The sequence below is a fragment of the Pseudomonas sp. S31 genome, from assembly GCF_016648105.1.
Taxonomy (GTDB): domain Bacteria; phylum Pseudomonadota; class Gammaproteobacteria; order Pseudomonadales; family Pseudomonadaceae; genus Aquipseudomonas.
The window spans coordinates 61,549-78,808 of the sequence record NZ_JACVVE010000006.1 but is presented as its reverse complement, the minus strand read 5'-3'; the positions used below and the strand labels follow the sequence as shown (position 1 = coordinate 78,808).

Genomic DNA, 17,260 nt, shown 5'->3' with positions numbered 1-17,260 from the left:
CTCAAGCGATGACCTGCCCCGGCCCTCCCGCCCGCAGCCCGCCGCGCTGCAACCAATCCAGCGCAATCGGCCACAAGGTGTGGCGAAAGCGATCATGGAAAAACGCGAAATGACCTATCTCGTTCACTGAGATATCCACAGGCGCCAGGCGCAGGTGGACGCGCTCGGCGTGTGCCAGGTAGTTCAGCAGGCGCTCGGTGGCGACCACCGTGCCGAACGGGTCGTCGGTCAGGCTGATGGCCAGGGTCGCGGCGCGCACCTGGGCGAACGGCATCGTTGCCAGCAGTCGCCCGCTCGGCCGCTGTTCATAGCGCGGGGTCCGCGTGGTCCAATCGCGCACCACACCCGCCGGGGTGTCTTCCAACCAGCCCAGGCGTTTGCCTGGGAAGTACCCGAACACGCCGGTGAGCAGCGGCATCAGTACATGCCACTTGCCCAGCAGTCGCCAGCGTTGGTCGGCGGCGTAGTCGCGCCAGTAGGCGAACTGCGCCCCCACCATCACCACCCGCCGCAGTTGCCCCGCCGAGGGCGCCAGGCCCACCGCGCAACCGCCGAAGCTGTGCCCGACCACATCCACCGGCTGGCCGGGAAAGTGCTGCGCGGCATGTGCCAGCATGGCTTCGAAGTCCAGCCGGCCCCAGTCGCTCCAGGAGGCCTGGAAACCGCGCAGGGACGCCGGGCGCGACTCGCCGATCCCGCGGTAGTCATAGGTGACTACGTCGCAGCCCTGGGCGAACAGGAAGTCGGCGAAGCGCGAGTAGTAGCGGCAACGCACCGAGGTCGCGGCATTGATGATCACCAGCGGCCGCTGGGGGTTGGGCTCGGCATGCCGCCAGCAGAAACCGCCGAGGCTGTAACCATCGGCGGCGGGTTGGCGAAAAGGCGTGGCGGGTTGGGTCAGGCTGCTCATGGCGCGCTCTCGGTCGTTGTGCGCCCACGCTAGCATCAAAACCCACGAGGGGTCACTTCATGCGCTCGGCAACGCCCGCGCCACACCCGGTTTGCGCAGCACCTCCAGGCGCGAGCCGTCGTAGCGTGTTTCGCGGAACAGCTTGACGCGCCCGAACAGGCCATACACGTGCATCACTCGCCCCTGCTCGTGATAACCCATGCGCAGGTGCAGCTTCATGGCCGGCACGTTGTGCGTCTCGACCACGTCCACCACCTTGTGGCAGCCCTTTTCGCGCATGGTGTTCCACAGCTCGACCTGGGCGGTGACCGAAAGCTCGCTGCCGAAATAGCGGCGGATCATCTCGCCACCGAACTCGAAGAATTCGCCGGGCTTCACCGGGAAGGTGCAGCCGTAGTAGTGCTTGTCGTGATAATCGACCACGCTGGCCCAGATGAAGGCCACGGCATCGCCTTGCTCGTCCAGGTACATGTGCCCGGTATGGCCGGCGGCTGCCAGTTCGCGCATGGTTTCGACGCGGTCGCCGAAGTGACGGGCGAAGGCATCGGCATTGGCGGTGGTAATGGTCACCAGGCTGACCGGCGGGTGCTCCTTGAGCCTGCAGGGCGGCACCGGGGAAACCAGGTCGCGCTCCATCCACAGCAGTTCCCAATGGAAGAACACATAACGTTCGAACAGCGTCTTGAAGGTACGCTTGAGGCCTTTACGCTTGATTCGTTCTTGTAGGTTTTGCAATGCGCGCATCGACGCCTCCTCGGCCACGGCGAGAATGCCCAGCCCCTGGATGCTGTATAGATGGCGGCCATAGCAGATGGCCAGCAGCAGAATTGTTTCAGAATATTAACAAGCCTTGGCGGGAACCGGACACCTGCGCAAAACAGGTGCCCGGTCAAAGGCTTGCTTACAGCTCGACGCAGTCGAACCGTACGTCGGTCGCCACGTCTTCGTCGTAGTCGACGTCAGCGCGCTCGAAGCCGAACAGGTTGAGGAACTGCTTCTTGTAACCGGCGTAGTCGGTCAGCTCGAACAGGTTCTCGGTGGTCACTTGTGGCCACATGGCCTTGCAGGCGTCCTGCACGTCGTCGCGCAGTTCCCAGTCGTCCAGGCGCAGACGCTGCTTCTCGTCGACCTGGGCAGGCTGGCCGTCGGCGCGGTACATGCGCTCGCGGAACATGCGGTCCAGCTGGTCCTGGGTGCCTTCGTGCACGCCTTTTTCCTGCATGATCTTGAAGACCATCGACAGGTACAGCGGCATCACCGGAATGGCCGAGCTGGCCTGGGTGACTACCGACTTGAGCACCGCCACGTTGGCACCGCCCTTCACTTCGCCGGCCAGCTTCTGATCCAGGCGCAGCGCGGTTTCGTCCAGGTCCTGCTTGGCCTGGCCCAGGGCACCGTGCCAGTAGATCGGCCAGGTGATCTCGGTGCCGATGTAGCTGAAGGCCACGGTGCGGGCGCCTTCGGCCAGCACATCGGCGCCGGCCAGGGCGTCGATCCACAGCTGCCAGTCCTGGCCACCCATGACGGTGACGGTGTCGGCGATTTCCTGCTCGGTGGCCGGCTCGATGCTGGCCTCGATGATGGTGTCCTTGTTGGTGTCGATGGCGGTCGACTTGTATGGCTGGCCGATCGGCTTGAGCGCCGAGCGCACCAGTTCGCCGGTCTGTGGCAGCTTGCGCACCGGCGAGGCCAGCGAGTAGATCACCAGGTCGACCTTGCCGCCCATTTCGTTCTTGATCAGCTCGATGACCTTGGCGCGAGCTTCGTCGGAGAAAGCGTCACCGTTGATCGACTTGCTGTACAGGCCTTCGGCCTTGGCGAACTTGTCGAAGGCAGCAGCGTTGTACCAGCCAGCGGTGCCGGCCTTGGTCTCGGTACCTGGCTTTTCGAAGAACACGCCCAGGGTGTCGGCCTTGAAGCCGAAGGCGGCGGTGATACGCGCTGCCAGGCCGTAGCCGCTGGAAGCACCGATGACCAGGACCTTCTTCGGGCCATCCTCGCGCACGCCCAGCTTGCGGGTGGCTTCGATCTGGTCACGGACGTTGAGCTCGCAGCCCTTCGGATGGGTCGTGGTGCAGATGAAACCGCGGACCTTAGGATGAATGATGGCCAATGTCTGTACCTCGTCAGGTTTATGCCGGGGAAGCGCCGCCAGCGGCGATTCCGATTGATTCAGAGGGTGAGACTACCCCCGCAGGTTATCCGACACATATTACGGGGCTGGCGGAATGGATTCAAAAACTGTCGATTGATTGGCTTTTCAGATCAATCGCTCAGAAAAACAAACTTAACAAATCAGCCAAAGCCGCCGATGCTGGCGACACACCGCGCCTTCGCGGCGCACCACCCTGCACGGAGAACAACAACATGAACGACGTGGTCATCGTCGCCGCCACCCGTACCGCCATCGGCAGCTTCCAGGGAGCCTTGGCCAACGTGCCCGCCGTCGACCTGGGCGCTGCGGTGATCAAGCAGCTGCTGCAGCAGACCCAACTGGACCCGGCGCAGGTCGATGAAGTGATCCTGGGCCAGGTGCTCACCGCCGGTGCCGGGCAAAACCCCGCGCGCCAGGCCGCGATCAAGGCTGGCCTGCCCTACAGCGTACCGGCGCTGACTTTGAACAAAGTCTGCGGCTCGGGCCTCAAGGCCCTGCACCTGGCGGCCCAGGCGATTCGCTGTGGCGATGCCGAGGTGGTGATCGCCGGCGGCCAGGAGAACATGAGCCTGGCCCCCTACGTGATGCCCTCGGCCCGTACCGGCCAGCGCATGGGCCATGGCCAGTTGATCGACAGCATGATCACCGATGGCCTGTGGGACGCCTTCAACGACTACCACATGGGCATCACCGCCGAGAACCTGGTGGAGCAGTACGGCCTGACCCGCGAACAGCAGGATGCATTTGCCGCAGAGTCCCAGCGCAAGGCGGTGGCGGCCATCGAAGCCGGGCGCTTCAGCGACGAGATCACCCCGATCGAGCTGCCGCAGAAGAAGGGCGAGCCCAAGGTCTTCGCGCGCGACGAGCAACCGCGCCCCGACACCACCACCGAGTCGCTGGCCAAGCTGCGTGCGGCGTTCAAGAAGGACGGCAGCGTGACCGCTGGCAACGCCTCGAGCCTCAACGATGGCGCCGCAGCGGTGCTGATGATGAGCGCGGCCAAGGCCAAGGCCCTGGGCCTGCCGGTGCTGGCGCGGATCGCGGCCTATGCCAGCGCTGGCGTGGACCCGGCGATCATGGGTATCGGCCCGGTGTCGGCAACCCAGCGCTGCCTGGACAAGGCCGGTTGGGCCCTGGCCGACCTGGACCTGATCGAAGCCAACGAAGCCTTTGCCGCGCAGGCGCTGGCGGTGGGTAAGGCGCTGCAGTGGGATGCCGCGCGGGTCAACGTCAACGGCGGTGCGATTGCCCTGGGCCACCCGATCGGCGCCTCGGGCTGCCGGGTGCTGGTGACCCTGCTGCACGAGATGATCAAGCGCGATGCCAAGAAGGGCCTGGCCACGCTGTGCATTGGCGGGGGCCAGGGCGTGGCGCTGGCGATCGAACGTTGATCGGCTGATTGACCGCGTTGTCTTCTTCGCGGGCAAGCCCGCTCCCACAGGGGCAGTGCCCCCAAAAGGGTTGGATTGGTGTTCAACTTGTTGGGGGCAGTCCCCTTCTGTGGGAGCGGGCTTGCCCGCGAAAGGGGCATCGCCGTAGCCGTCAGGCCGCCGCCACCCACAGCCGTTCGCCCAGGCGTTCGGCCACATGCTGCAGCGCCTTCTCCTGGGCACCGGCCGAGATATGAGGGCCGTTGCCCAGCCCCAGGGAAAGTATCTTGTAGGCCGGCAAGCGGTCGAGAATGGTCAGGTACTGCTCCGGCGCACGCACCTGGTCGATGTGCAGGCCATCGACCGGCAGGTTGGCCGCCAACCCCAGATTTTCCTCGAGGCTACCGAAGTAGGTGGCGATCAGTTTCTTCAGCGGAGCTCGCTGGAGGATGTTGTAGACCCGCTCGTAGGCGTTTTTCCATTCTTGCGGCAGGTCCAGTACCAGGATCGGCTCGTCGATCTGTACCCATTCCACGCCCTGCGCGGCCAGGCGGTTGAAAACCTGGTCGTACAGCGGTAACAGGCGATCGACCAGATCCAGCTTGTCGAAGTCGCCGCCCTTGGCCTTGCCCAGCCACAGGTAGGTCAGCGGCCCGATCACCACTGGTTTGAGCGCATGGCCGAGGGCCTTGGCCTCCTCCACTTCCTCGAACAACTGCTCCCAGCTCAGGGCGAAGTCCTGGTCTTCGGTGAATTCGGGGACCATTTGCAACTGCCAATGGCTGGCACGCCGATCGCGACCGATGGCCCGCAGGCCGGCTTCGTCGAGCTCGCCCTTGCAGAAGGCTTCCTGGGCCTTGTTCAGCTCGCGGTCGTAGCCGTCATGCGGGAAGCCCAGGTGGTGTGCCAGTGCCATGTCTCGCCCCTCAAAAATCTTGAAAATGATGAGGGCAATTTTCGGCCTGATGTTATGTTGAGACAAACTCATTTCATTTAAGATGAAATCAAGTTTCACTCATGACAACCATCGCAGCCTTCATTGCCGATGTCTCGTTCAGAGCACCACCTTGCGCCCCCGGACAATCCCTTGAACCTCACTTGCGCGCACACTGGCATCCTGTCCCTACCCGGTGATACGGCGCCATGAGCCTGCTGAAAACCGCGCTGCAAGACCGCACCTTCGTCTGCGTGATGGAGTTCGTGCCCAAGCCCTCTGCCGAGCGCTTCGCCGCCATGCAGGCGATCATGGCGCGAACCCAGCTGTGCGGCTGGCCCCTGACCGTGGCCATCGGCGACCGCGTGACCAGCGCCCTGGACCTCTCCCCGCTGGATGCCCTGGACAGCTTCGCCACGCCGGTGCCCGCCCTGCCGCACTTCTCCGGCAAGGACCGCGAGGGACATCATCTGCGGGCGCAACTGCAGCGCATGCAGGCGCTCGGGCAGGAACAACTGCTCATTCTCACGGGCGACCGCTTGCCCGGGCACCAACCCGGCGAACGCCCGGTGCGTTACCTGGAATCGGTCGCGGCGTTGCAAATCGCCCGCCAGGCCTGCCCGCGTTTTTTGCTGGGGGCGGCGCTCAACCCGTTCAAGTACCGAGAGGAAGAAGGCGGCGCGCAGTATTTCAAGGCCGAGAAGAAACTCGCCGCCGGCGCCGACTTCCTCACCCTGCAACTGGGCTTCGATGCCCGCAAGCATCATGAAGCCCTGTTGTGGATGCAGCGCCAGCCGAACCCCAAGCCGCTGCTGGCCTGCCTGATGAGCCTGACCCACGGCCGCGCCTCGATGCTCGACCATGTGGCCGGGGTGACGGTGACGCCCTCGATGCTGGCGATGCTCGAAGCCGAGGCGGCCGTGTCCAAGGCCCATGCCCAGGCCCGTAGCGTCGAGCGCCTGGCGTTGCAGATCATCGGGGTCAAGTTGATGGGATACGCCGGGGTGCACCTGTCGGGCATTCATGCCGTCGAGCAATTGCTGGCCCTGGAAGCACGCCTGGAGCACTGGCTAGGCCGCCTGCACACGCTCGAGCAATGGGCACCCGAATGGGCTGCGGCCTGGCAGGTGCCCGGCCTGCCGGCGGTGACGTTCCACCCGCCCGAAGCCGACTGGCGGCTGGGCGAAAGCCGCGCCAACGCGTCGTTCAAGGAAAAGGCCCGTTACCACCTGCTACATGGCGCCCATTCGCTGTTGTTCAGCCGAGGCAACTGGCTGAGCAAGACCTTTGGCTGGGCAGTCCGGCAACCCCTGTGGAGCACTCCCCGTGGCGCCCGCGTGCTGCACCGCCTGGAACGCAGCGCCAAGCGCCCGCTGGTGGGCTGCGACACCTGTGGCCGTTGTCGCCTGGAAGACACCTTGTACATCTGCCCGGAGACCTGCCCGAAGGGACTGGCCAACGGCCCCTGCGGTGGCACCGCGCTGAACCGCTGCGAGTTCGGCGACCGCGAGTGCATCCACAGCGTCAAGTACCGCACAGCCGTGGCGGTAGGCCAGACTGCAGTGCTGACGCAGCGGCTGATCCCCTGCATCAGCGCCGAAAGCCGCCACCAGAGTTCGTGGCCGGCGTGGTTCGGTGCGGCGCAGCCTGCGTCCCCCCAAGCACAGCTACCCTCAACCGCTGGGCGGCAATCGCGGCGAGCAGAGCACGCCCAGGCTGCAGCATCGGGTGCTGGGAACAAGCGGCGCAGTGAGGCCGTGGCTGAAACGGAGCAGTGAGTGGGGCACTGCAGTTTTTCTAGGCCGTGATCCGCCCGACTCATTATCCTGTGTGCCTGCACCCTCCCACGCACAGGACGTCCCCTTGACCCGCGACCAACTCGAAACCCGGCAGGTCCCGCTCTACTTCGCCGCCGTCATCGCTGCCGCCGCCTTCGGCCTGCTGGCCCCCAGTGCCGCCAGCCACTTGCAGGCACTGGTAACCCCAGCCATTGCCATACTGATGTACGCGATGTTCCTGCAGATCCCGTTCCTCGACCTGCGCCAGGGCGTGGCCAACCGGCGGTTCATGGCCGCGCTGCTGCTGGCCAATTTCGTGCTGGTGCCGCTGTTGGTCTGGGCGCTGACCCGTGGCCTGGTGGAGCACCCGGCGATCCTGATCGGCGCCCTGCTGGTGCTGCTGACCCCGTGCATCGACTACGTGGTGGTGTTCACCCACATCGGCAAGGGCGACTCGCGCCTCACCCTCGCCGCCACGCCGGTGCTGTTGCTGCTGCAACTGGTGCTGCTGCCGGTGTACCTGGCCTGGATCCTCGGTGAAGGCGGCGCCGTGGCGCTGTCGGTCACGCCGTTCGTGGAAGCCTTCGTGCTGTTGATCGCGGTGCCACTGCTGCTGGCCGTGCTGACCAGCGCCAGTGCCCGCCGGCATCGCTGGGTGGCGGCATGGAACGACGCCTGGGCCTGGATGCCGGTGCCTGCTATGGCGTGGGTACTGGTGGTGGTGATCGGCTCGCAGATCGCCGTGGTGATGCGCGACTTCGAGCGCTTGCTGCCGGTCATTCCGGTCTACCTGTGCTTCATGTTGCTCGCGCCGTTGCTCGGCCTGCTGTCGGCGCGCCTGCTGCGCCTGCCGGTGGCCGAGGCGCGGTCGGTGACCTTCAGCGCGGCGACGCGCAACTCGCTGGTGGTGCTGCCACTGGCCCTGGCCCTGCCAGAAGACCTGCGCACGCTCGCCGCTGCGGCGGTCATCACGCAAACCCTGGTCGAGCTGGTCTGCGAGCTGATCTTCGTGCGCGTGGTACCGGTGGTGGTGCGCGACTAGAACGTGCCGCGCAAGGTCAGCATGTAGTTGCGCGGAGCCCCGTACCAGTTGCCGCCATCGGTGGAGTTGACGGTCTGGTAGTAGGTCTTGTCGAACAGGTTGTTGCCGTTGAGCTGCGCGGTCCAGTGCTGGTCGATCTTGTACTCCACCAGCGCGTTCCACACCGCGTAGCCTGACTGCTCGAAAGCGTAGGATTCGGCCGTGCTCAAGCCACCATCGGGCAGGCGTTGCTGCACGGTGCCGCTCTTGTAGCTATCGCTCTGGATGGTGGCGCCCAGGCCAACCTTCCAGCGCTCGAAGTCGCCCGGCAGCTGATAGGTGGTGAAGAACTTGAACAGGTGCTTGGGCGTCTGCGAGCTGGTTGGCTTGCCGTTGTTGCTGGTGGTGTTGCCCGAGCGCTGCTTGTTGAAGTTGAGGGTGTAGCCGACCATGGCCTGCCAGCCCGGCGCCAGCTCGCCGGAAATCTCGCTGTCCAGCCCCTTGCTGATGGCCTCGCCGGAGGCTTCGTAGAAGCCGTTACCGACGCTCACGGCTTCGTTCAGGCGCTTGGTGTAGTAGATCGCCGAGGACACATTGAGTCGCCCGCCAAACAGCTCGCCCTTGGTGCCGAACTCGTAGGTTTCACCCTCGATCGGGTCGAGCGGTGCACCGCTGAAGCTCTGGTAGGCGGTCTGCGGCTGGTAGATCTCGGCGTAGCTGGTGTAGAGCGACCACTGTTCATCGAGGTCCAGTACCAGCGAGCCGAACGGTGTGATGATGCCGCGATTGCTCTCCTTGACCCGGCTATCAGCGTTGAAGCTCGGCACCACGGTACGCACGTTGTCGCGATAGTCGGAGTAGCGAGCGCCCAGAGTCAGGTGCAGAGGATCGGCCAGTTGCGCCTTGAAGGTCGCGTAGGCGCCGGTCTTACGCTGGTTCCAGTCGGGGTTGTAGTAATAGATACCCGGCTTGGCCGGTTTGGGCATCGACCCCGCGTCATCGGTCGAGGGGTCGAACGGCACGTTGATGTCGCTCGGCGTGGTCAGGTCGGAATGGTCGGCGTAGTCGCGGCTGACCTGGGAATAGTCGGCGCCCAGCAGCAGCTCGTGCTGCAGGCCGAAAGCCTCGAACTTGCCGGAAACGTTGGTATCGAACAGGTCCTGGGTGATGCTGTAGTCACGGATGAAGCGCGAGAAGATCCCGCCATCGGCCACCCCAGGGGTGATCGACGACTTGACCTCGCCGATGTCCTGGGAGGAGTCGAATTTGGTTCTTGTATAGCTGGCATTGGCCTTCCAGTTGTCACTGAAAGCGTGCTCGACCTTGGCGAAATAGTCGCTGCGTTCGTAGTTGTTGGCCGACCACTCGGCGGCCAACGAGGTACTGCGCGAGGTGCCCAGCGGCGTGCCGTCCTTGTAGCGCACCAAGCCGCGATCCCAGTAGCCGTCCATGTCGCGCCACTCATAGGTAGCGCCCACGGTGAGCAGGGTGTCGGGGGTGAGGTCGGCCTCCAGGGTGCCGAAAACCACGTGTTTTTCACTGTCGGCGTTGTCGTAGAAGTATTGTTTGTCCTCGTAGGACATCGCCACCCGGCCACGCAGCGCACCGTCGAAGGCCAGCGGCCCGGTCAGGTCGATTTCCGTGCGGTAGTTGTCCCAGCTGCCCGCCGACTGGCTGACCTTGAGCTGGTTGTAGGGCAATGCGCGTTTGCGCACCAGGTTGATGCTGCCGCCCGGATCGCCGGTGCCGCCGAACAGGCCGTCCGAGCCGCGCAGCACTTCGACGTGGTCATAGGCAGTCATGTCCGGCAGAGTGTCGTAGGCTTCGTTGCGCAGCATCGGTGCGCCGCCATCGACCTGGATGCTGCGGATGACGAAGCCGCGCGAGTAGATTTCGTTCTTCGAGTCGTTGCCGCCGACCACGGTGATGCCGGTGGTCTGGTCGAGCACCTGGGTCAGGCTGGTGAGGTTCTGGTCGGCCATGCGTTGTTGGCTCATGACCGACACCGATTGCGGGGTTTCGCGCAGGGTGCGCTGAGTCTTGCCGCCGATGCTGGTGCTGCCGGTGGTGTACGAGCCGGTGCCTTCGGTGCTGGCGCCTAGGCCGCTGCCGACTACGTTGGTCGGGTCCAGGGCCACAGCGCGGGTGTCGACCTGGCCCTGGATCGGCACCAGCCGGTAGCCACCGGTATCCTGGGGCTGCGCGTACAGGCCGCTGCCGGCGAGCAGGTGCTGCAAGGCCTGCTCACTGCTGAAGCGGCCTTGCAGGCCCGAGGTGTATTTGCCGGACAGGTCGGCAGGTGAGAAGGCGATGTTCAGCCCGGTGGCGCGGCTCAGCGCGGTGAGGGCGGCGTCGAGCGAGCCAGCGGGCAACGCCAGGTCGTAGCTGGCCTGGCTGTGACCAGGCGTGGCGGCCAGGGCGAGGCAAGGCGCGGCCCCCAGCCCGAGGCTGGCGCAGAGCATGGCATGGCGGATGGCGGTGCGAAGTGGGGACAGTGGGGTCACGTGGGATCTCGTTGGCAATTGAGTTGTTCTGATGGGTATGCCGGGCGAGAACGGGAATCCCTTCACGGATCGGTGAAGATTTTTCGGCGCAGGGTTGGGGCCGCTTTGCGGCCCATCGCGGGGCAAGCCCGCTCCTACAGGTACCGAGCAGGTTCTGTAAACGGCGCTGTACCTGTAGGAGCGGGCTTGCCCCGCGATGGGCTGCAAAGCAGCCCCAGGGCTCACGCCCCCATGCGCACCCAGTAGCGAGTCACAGCATGCAGCCGCAGCCCATGGGCCTGGGCAATGAAGGCCAACGTCGCGTCGGTGTCGTCGAGGTTGAAGTTGCCGCTGATCCGCCGCTGGGCAATCTGCGGCTCACACCCCAGGTAACCATTGCGGTAGCGCCCCAGCTCCCCGAGCACCTCCCCCAGCGGCATGTCGCGCGCCACCAGCAAGCCGTCGCGCCAGGCCGCTGCGTCTTCCGCCTTGCCCGGCAGGCGCTGCACCCCGTCGGCGAACATCGCCCAGGTCTCCCCGGCCTGGGCGACCGCGCCCTCCCCGCGCACAGGTTGCAGCCGCACCGCGCCTTCACTCACCCCCAGCCGGCAAGCCTGGGCGCTTTGTCGCACGCTGAAGCGAGTGCCGAGCGCTTCGAACTGGCCAAGCTCGGTGCGCACCCGCAACGGCCGGTGCCGGGGGCTGCCCGCATCCTCACCGCTGACCAGGTACAACTCGCCACGCAGCAACTCGACCACCCGCGCGGCAGCATCGAAGCGCAGGCGTACCGCGCTATCTGTGTTGAGTTCCAGCAGGCTGCCATCGGCCAGCGTCCAGCGCTGGTGTTCGCCGACGCGGGTGCTGTAGTCGGCGACCAGGCGTTGCCAGGGCGCACTGTCCTGGGTGCTCCAGGCCAGCGTGCCGACAGTGGCGAACAGCGCCAGCAGATTGAGCATCTGCCGGCGTTGCAAACGCGCCTCCGGCAGCCTCTCCAGGGCCTGGCGCGCCAGGCCGCCAGGCATGCCGGCAAAGCGGCCGCTCAGGCTCTGCAAGCGGGCCCAGGCCTGGCGATGCGCTTCGTCGCTGGCCAGCCACGCCTCGAAGGCCAATCGCGTGGGCGGGTCCGGCTGGTTGTAGGTCATGCGGATCGACCACTGGATCGCCTGGTCGACCGTTTCGCCGGGCAGGGCGTCGAGGCCAGGTGGGTTCACGGCGCGGACTCGAACATCAATTGGTAGCAATGCCGCAGCGCCTTGGCCAGGTCACGCTCGACCGTCGACAACGACACCCCCATGCGCTCGGCGATGCCGGGGCACGGCACACCTTCGAGCTGCGCCATCAGGAAGATGCTGCGCATGCGCGCCGGCAAGGCATCGAGCATTCGATCGATGGCCACCAGCGCCTCGATGGCCAGCGCCGTGACCTCCGGCGAAGGTGCCTCACCCTCGGGCAACTGGGCAACGGTCTCCAACCAGGCCTGTTCGATATCGCGATGGCGCCACAGGTCGATGACCAGGCCCCGGGCGATGGTCCGCAGGTATGCCCGCGGCTCCAGCAGCGATGGCGACTGGCGCCGCTGCAATACGCGGACGAAGGTGTCGTGGGCCAGGTCCGCTGCATCGGCGGCATTGTTCAGGCGATGGCGCAGCCAGCCTTGCAGCCAGCCGTGGTGCTCGACGTAGAGATGTTCGATGGGATGTGGGGCGGGCATTGCCGGTCTTCCCTTGTCGCACTAATGGTAATCACTCGCATTATTACCGAAGGCCGGGCGGCGATTCCACAGATGATTCCCTTCCAGGTACCCCAGTGGCGATCATCTGGTCGATGGAGGGAGGTGATGCGCTGCATTTCAATGCGCAGAAGTCCCCCCGGATTCGCATGGTGTCAGAGGAGCAGGCGCAGTTGCTGGTGGTGGTGCACAGTAGCGAATGATCGCGGACAGACGGCTATTTCAAACCAAGCGATCAACCTCGGCCTGATCAATCAGGCCGCTCGCCGCCAGAACTTCGAGCCGCGCCATCGATGCCGCCCGCTCTGCCTTTGAGGTTACTGGATCGATGATCCGGTACTGGCACTGGCACCACAGGGCTATTTCCTCTAGCCAATACGCAGCCAGGACAGGTTCGCTCTCCAGCCGTTCGAGCAGATACGCCAGCTGCTGCCAGCCGGGCAGCAATGCCAGCAGTCGGCGGGCTCGTGGCGCAGGCATCCGCTGCCATCGTGCATCCAGCGTCGTGCCGACTCGCGCGCCAGTGATCGCCCAGGGCAGTTTGTCCAACCTGGCAATCAAGGCCGCGAAGACTTTGTCGGAAGGGTCTTCCAGGGCCTCCAGCAAGTCAGCCAGCGGCCGCTCTCCAGGGAGGGACACTGCAGCCAGGCGCACGGACGAATAACCGCAGTGCAGGGCCACCTTCCACCAGGCTTCGGGTAGTTCGACATCGAGCTCCGCAGCCAGCCCCAGCACCGCGAGCCAGTGTCGTTTGCTGGTCGGCATCGCCTGCTGCAGTTGTTCGGCCAGCACTGCGCTGGCCTCCAGGCCATGACGCGGCGCGTGCCAGCGCGCCAGGCTGCGCAGTGCAGGCGAGGCATCCAGCAGCGCCTGGCGCAGCGCCGGGAGCGGGTCTTGCGCCAACGGCAGCAACGTCTGCAGGGCACCCAATCGAACCCTGGCCGCCGATTGCCGTAACGCCTGCTCCAGCAGTGCACAGGCCTGGTCTGGAGGCAACTGGGCACAGGCGCCGACCGCTGCCACGCGGACCGTCAGGTCACGGTGGGCCAACGCATCGCGCAAGAGTTGCTCGGGAGACGCGTCTGCGCCCAGCAGCACGGCAAACAGGAATCGCGCCGTCCTGCCATGGCGGGCGATGAAGCAGGCGTGCACGGCCTCTCGTACGTCAGCGCTCTGCAGTACCGCCCGCACCTGTGCCAGCGTGGCGCCATGGTCTGCGCGCTGACGCGCCTCCAGGGCGATGAAGGCATCGAGGGCGAACAGCAGCGCCTCGACATGTACCGTGGTCAGGTAGGCCTGCACACCCGTCGCTGCCACGTCGCGCACCTGCGGGACCCAGTCGTTGAGCCGCTCGACCAATTCTTGCAGCGCCTCGGGCGACGGCGAGTCGCACAGCCGCCTGACCGCGACCTCGCGCACGAAGCCGTTGGAATTGCGGCACAGCTCGGCCCAGGTGCCGTTCTGCTCGGCACTGGCGATCAACTCCAGGGCCTCGTTGCGGCGTTGGTCTGCCCAGGAGGTTGCCGGGTCTGCTTGGCCTTGAGCCAGTGCTTCCAATCACTGATGAATGTCACCGTTCGTTCCTTGTTGAATGGGTCGTGCGTCCGACGATGCGTGGACGTCTCTCGGCCAGCGGGCACAAAAAACCCCGCGACCGAGGCGGGGTTTGGCGTACGCGCCGTCCCACCCTCTAGCTGACGGGGGTGATAATCGAATTGGCGTGATGCACGACGTGGGCGCTCATGGGGGTCAATCTGCCGGATGGGGAGGAGGAAATCAACCTGCGGTGAATGGCTGGGCGGGCCCTTTCGCGGCGTTTCGGCGCGAAAGGGCCGTTTCGCTATGGATGCTTCAGGTGTCGCTCAACTGGGCCAATTTCCCGCACTGCTCGCCCGCCAGTCGGCTGATGATCTTCAGTGCCTGGTGGATTCCTGCCGTAGTGCGAAAACTCAGCTGCGGGTTGTGTTCGCACTCCAGCATCTCGTCATGCTGGACGAGTGCCTCGCTCAGCAACTCCAGGGTCCAGGCGTATTGCTGAATGGTTGTAAGGCGCTCCTGATCAATCATGAGACACCTGCCTGGACGCGTTGCGCGGAGTCGACTGGGTGTGGATGGGATAGAACCTTTGGGGAGTCGAGGCCGGGGCGATGCGACGTCAGGTCATGGTTGCCCGCCCTGGTGCAAGGCACGAGACAGGTGGGGCGGTAGCGATGCCCACATCGAAACGCGCTATACGCGATTCAGGTGGCTTGCTTCAGCGCATCTTTCCAACCAGTCCAATCCCTCAAGGTCGAGGGCAGTCGGTCGTGGCACTTGATCCAGTGACATAGCGCAGGGTCGATCCATTGAACGACTTCAGTGATATCCCGATGCAATTCATAAAGCGGTTGCCATAAGAGTGGCTCATGGTGAAAACATCGATTGCGCAAATCCCTCGCTTTGTTCAACCGACTACGAATTGTGTGGGCATTTTTACAATTCTTCGGGCAGTGGTGGAACACCTTCATCAGAGGTTTGGAGATGTCCAGAAACGCTCTGCGGTTAAACAGCGCCGTCCAGAAGCCGAAGCTCAATTCAGCCGTGATGGCATCGACGCTTGGAGGCAGGCCTCGCTTGGAGAGCGCTACGCGGGCCTGCGCCACCTTCTCGTAGCTCGCCAACAGATCAGTGTTCTGACTGCACCTGAATACCTCATACCAATCCTCACGCTGGTATTCACGTACCATTTCACGCTGCACTGCGTTGCGCAACCCTACTTCAAGCACATGAAAAATCGATACCAGGGATTCTGCGATTCGCATGTTATGCACATAGGCTTGCGCTGCGTGTTTCTGATTGCCGTGACTCCCTTCCAGGTAGCGACTCATTCGTGGAGTGGAAAGTTTCGCCGCTAATGTATCCCACACCATTCGCCTGTAGCTCCCTGCAAAACGTCGATTTTCACCAGCCGCAACGATGGTACACCTTGCACGACACGCACGCCGGTAGCGCATCGTGACCAAGTGCTACGAACAGTTGAGCTTGACGTCCGCCTCGAGCCTGATAACCTAGATCCGCAGCCCTAGGAACCTCCACTCCCGTGTGTCACGAAGCGGTGATGAGACTAGGTTATGTAACGGCCCCGCTCTGCGGGGCCGCCTCGTTTCAGCTCACGTCTCGGCCGCTCGCATGATGGCCGTCACCCCCCCAACCGCACCGCCAACGCCGCCAACGTGATCACCAGCACCGGCACCGTCAGCACCACCCCCACCTTGCAGTAATACCCCCAGGTGATTCGCACCCCCTTGCGCGCCAGCACATGCAGCCACAGCAACGTCGCCAGGCTGCCGATAGGCGTGATCTTCGGCCCCAGGTCGCAGCCGATGACGTTGGCGTAGATCATCGCCTCGCGCACCACGCCTTCGGCGCTGCTGGCGTGGATCGACAGCGCGCCGATCAGCACGCTCGGCAGGTTGTTCATCAGCGACGACAACAGCGCAGCGATCAGCCCGGTGCCCAGCGACGCCGCCCACACGCCCTGACTGGCCAAGTGGTCGAGCACGCCCGCCAGCGCATCGGTCAAGCCGGCGTTGCGCAAGCCATACACCACCAGGTACATGCCCAGCGAAAACACCACGATCTGCCACGGCGCCTCGCGCATCACCCGGCGGGTCGAGATCACATGGCCACGGCCGGCCACCAACAGCAGTACGACCGCACACACCGCCGCCACCACGCTGATCGGCACGCCCAGCGGTTCGAGGACGAACACGCCGGCCAGCAACCCCAGCAGCACCACCCAACCGACGCGGAAGGTGGCGCGGTCGCGAATGGCCATGGCCGGAAGCTTGAGCGCATCGAGCGCGTAGCGCGCCGGGATATCCCGGCGGTAGTACAGGAACAGCACCAGCAGCGTCGCCGCCACCGCCACCAGGTTCACCGGCACCATCACCCCCGCGTATTCAGCGAAACCAAGCCCGAAGTAGTCGGCCGACACGATGTTCACCAGGTTCGATACCAGCAGCGGCAGGCTGGCGGTGTCGGCGATGAAACCGGCTGCCATGACGAAGGCCAATGTCGCAGCGGGTGAAAAACCCAGTGCCAACAGTATCGACATGACGATGGGCGTGAGGATCAGGGCCGCGCCATCGTTGGCGAACAGCGCCGACACCGCGGCGCCCAACAGCACGATGAACGCGAACAAACGCCGCCCGTCGCCCCGCGCCCAGCGCGCCACGTGCAGGGCAGCCCATTCGAAGAAGCCGGCCTCGTCGAGCAACAGGCTGACGATGATGATGGCGATGAAGGTCGCGGTAGCGTTCCAGATGATCGCCCAGACGGCCGGGATATCATGCAGCGACACGGCACCGACCAGCAGGGCGAGCACCGCGCCGAAGGTCGCGCTCCAGCCTACGCCGAGGCCCTTGGGCTGCCAAATGACCAGAATGAGGGTGACGATGAAGACAGAGATGGCGACCAGCATCGAGAACCTCGGAAGTGGATGGAGTGCAGCCTAGTACAGCTATTGACCGCAGGTGGAGTTTGACGGTCCACTTCCTGGATCACACAGCACACCTTCTGGCAGACAGGTACCCCCATGACCCAACCCACCGACCAGGCCTTCTACGACCGCGCCGACGCGCACATCCAGCTGGCCAACGAACAGATCGAGAAGCTCGAGGACCTCGGCCGGGTCAGCGCCTCGACGACCTTCGCCGCCGCCCGCTTCAACGCCTGGATGAGCGCCCGCAGCTTCAAGTCGGCAGAGGCGATGGCCGAGGCCAAGGCCGAGCTGATGAAGTACTTCTGCGAGCAATACCGGCTGATGCTCGAGGACAACCTCGACGAACACATCGAGCAGTTCGACCGCTACGTGCTGGGCAAGGAAGGCTAACCCTCCC

At 64.7% G+C, this 17,260-nt stretch carries 13 protein-coding genes and 3 pseudogenes; 5 read left to right on the top strand and 11 right to left on the bottom strand.

From position 1 onward, the window contains the following. Nucleotide 1: 1 nt before the first annotated feature. From IAE37_RS06850 to fabV, 3 genes are all read right to left on the bottom strand, one after another. On the bottom strand, nucleotides 2-910 hold the full coding sequence (locus IAE37_RS06850; protein WP_201171332.1) for an alpha/beta hydrolase family protein: 909 nt from the start codon (nucleotides 908-910) through the stop codon (nucleotides 2-4). Nucleotides 911-967: 57 nt separating this feature from the next. After that, nucleotides 968-1,654 (bottom strand): N-acetyltransferase, encoded by a 687-nt coding sequence (locus IAE37_RS06845; protein WP_201171330.1) that lies wholly within the window; start codon nucleotides 1,652-1,654, stop codon nucleotides 968-970. Nucleotides 1,655-1,811: 157 nt separating this feature from the next. After that, nucleotides 1,812-3,023 carry an enoyl-ACP reductase FabV gene (gene fabV, locus IAE37_RS06840; protein ID WP_201171328.1) on the bottom strand — a complete coding sequence of 404 codons (1,212 nt, stop codon included), beginning with the start codon at nucleotides 3,021-3,023 and terminating at the stop codon, nucleotides 1,812-1,814. Nucleotides 3,024-3,277: 254 nt separating this feature from the next. Here fabV and IAE37_RS06835 point away from each other — a divergent pair, with 254 nt between their 5' ends. Beyond that, the gene (locus tag IAE37_RS06835; protein WP_201171326.1) at nucleotides 3,278-4,456 is read left to right on the top strand and encodes an acetyl-CoA C-acetyltransferase; all 1,179 of its coding nucleotides are present in this window, start codon (nucleotides 3,278-3,280) and stop codon (nucleotides 4,454-4,456) included. Nucleotides 4,457-4,616: 160 nt separating this feature from the next. On the opposite strand, the pseudogene IAE37_RS06830 reads toward IAE37_RS06835, so the two are convergent. After that, nucleotides 4,617-5,351: pseudogene (locus tag IAE37_RS06830) on the bottom strand (hypothetical protein); the annotation flags it as partial. Nucleotides 5,352-5,578: 227 nt separating this feature from the next. On the opposite strand from IAE37_RS06830, the pseudogene IAE37_RS06825 reads away from it, so the two are divergent. Then, nucleotides 5,579-7,030: pseudogene (locus IAE37_RS06825) on the top strand (methylenetetrahydrofolate reductase C-terminal domain-containing protein); the annotation flags it as partial. 202 nt (nucleotides 7,031-7,232) lie between these two features. After that, nucleotides 7,233-8,189, top strand: coding sequence for an arsenic resistance protein (locus IAE37_RS06820; RefSeq protein ID WP_201171323.1), 957 nt, complete (start codon nucleotides 7,233-7,235; stop codon nucleotides 8,187-8,189). On the opposite strand, the gene IAE37_RS06815 is transcribed toward IAE37_RS06820, so the two are convergent. From IAE37_RS06815 to IAE37_RS06805, 3 genes are all read right to left on the bottom strand, one after another. Next, complete coding sequence (locus IAE37_RS06815; RefSeq protein WP_201171322.1) at nucleotides 8,186-10,672, bottom strand: TonB-dependent siderophore receptor; 2,487 nt, start codon at nucleotides 10,670-10,672, stop codon at nucleotides 8,186-8,188. The two genes, IAE37_RS06820 and IAE37_RS06815, sit on opposite strands and share 4 nt — an antisense overlap. Nucleotides 10,673-10,893: 221 nt before the next feature. Then, nucleotides 10,894-11,862: a FecR family protein gene (locus IAE37_RS06810; protein WP_328822704.1), complete on the bottom strand. Its 969-nt coding sequence runs from the start codon at nucleotides 11,860-11,862 to the stop codon at nucleotides 10,894-10,896. Continuing rightward, entirely contained in the window at nucleotides 11,859-12,362 is a 504-nt protein-coding gene (locus IAE37_RS06805) for a sigma-70 family RNA polymerase sigma factor (RefSeq protein ID WP_201171321.1), read from the bottom strand. The genes IAE37_RS06810 and IAE37_RS06805 overlap by 4 nt, the downstream gene beginning before the upstream one ends. A 122-nt stretch (nucleotides 12,363-12,484) precedes the next feature. On the opposite strand from IAE37_RS06805, the pseudogene IAE37_RS06800 reads away from it, so the two are divergent. Continuing rightward, nucleotides 12,485-12,583, top strand: a pseudogene (locus IAE37_RS06800) (DNA-binding protein); the annotation flags it as partial. Between the two features lie 19 nt (nucleotides 12,584-12,602). Here the strand turns inward: IAE37_RS06800 and IAE37_RS06795 are convergent. The 4 genes from IAE37_RS06795 to IAE37_RS06780 all read right to left on the bottom strand — a co-directional run bounded on the left by IAE37_RS06795 (nucleotide 12,603) and on the right by IAE37_RS06780 (nucleotide 16,842). Then, nucleotides 12,603-13,937, bottom strand: coding sequence for a PBS lyase (locus IAE37_RS06795; protein ID WP_201171320.1), 1,335 nt, complete (start codon nucleotides 13,935-13,937; stop codon nucleotides 12,603-12,605). A gap of 294 nt (nucleotides 13,938-14,231) precedes the next feature. Further along, a complete protein-coding gene (locus IAE37_RS06790) occupies nucleotides 14,232-14,447 on the bottom strand; it encodes a hypothetical protein (protein WP_201171318.1) in 216 nt (71 codons plus the stop codon). A gap of 173 nt (nucleotides 14,448-14,620) precedes the next feature. Next, on the bottom strand, nucleotides 14,621-15,247 hold the full coding sequence (locus IAE37_RS06785; RefSeq protein WP_236409827.1) for a hypothetical protein: 627 nt from the start codon (nucleotides 15,245-15,247) through the stop codon (nucleotides 14,621-14,623). Between the two features lie 311 nt (nucleotides 15,248-15,558). Then, entirely contained in the window at nucleotides 15,559-16,842 is a 1,284-nt protein-coding gene (locus IAE37_RS06780) for an arsenic transporter (RefSeq protein WP_201171297.1), read from the bottom strand. A 114-nt stretch (nucleotides 16,843-16,956) separates the two neighbouring features. Here IAE37_RS06780 and IAE37_RS06775 point away from each other — a divergent pair, with 114 nt between their 5' ends. Then, the gene (locus IAE37_RS06775; protein WP_201171294.1) at nucleotides 16,957-17,253 is read left to right on the top strand and encodes a DUF3144 domain-containing protein; all 297 of its coding nucleotides are present in this window, start codon (nucleotides 16,957-16,959) and stop codon (nucleotides 17,251-17,253) included. The last annotated feature ends 7 nt before the right edge of the window (nucleotides 17,254-17,260 follow it).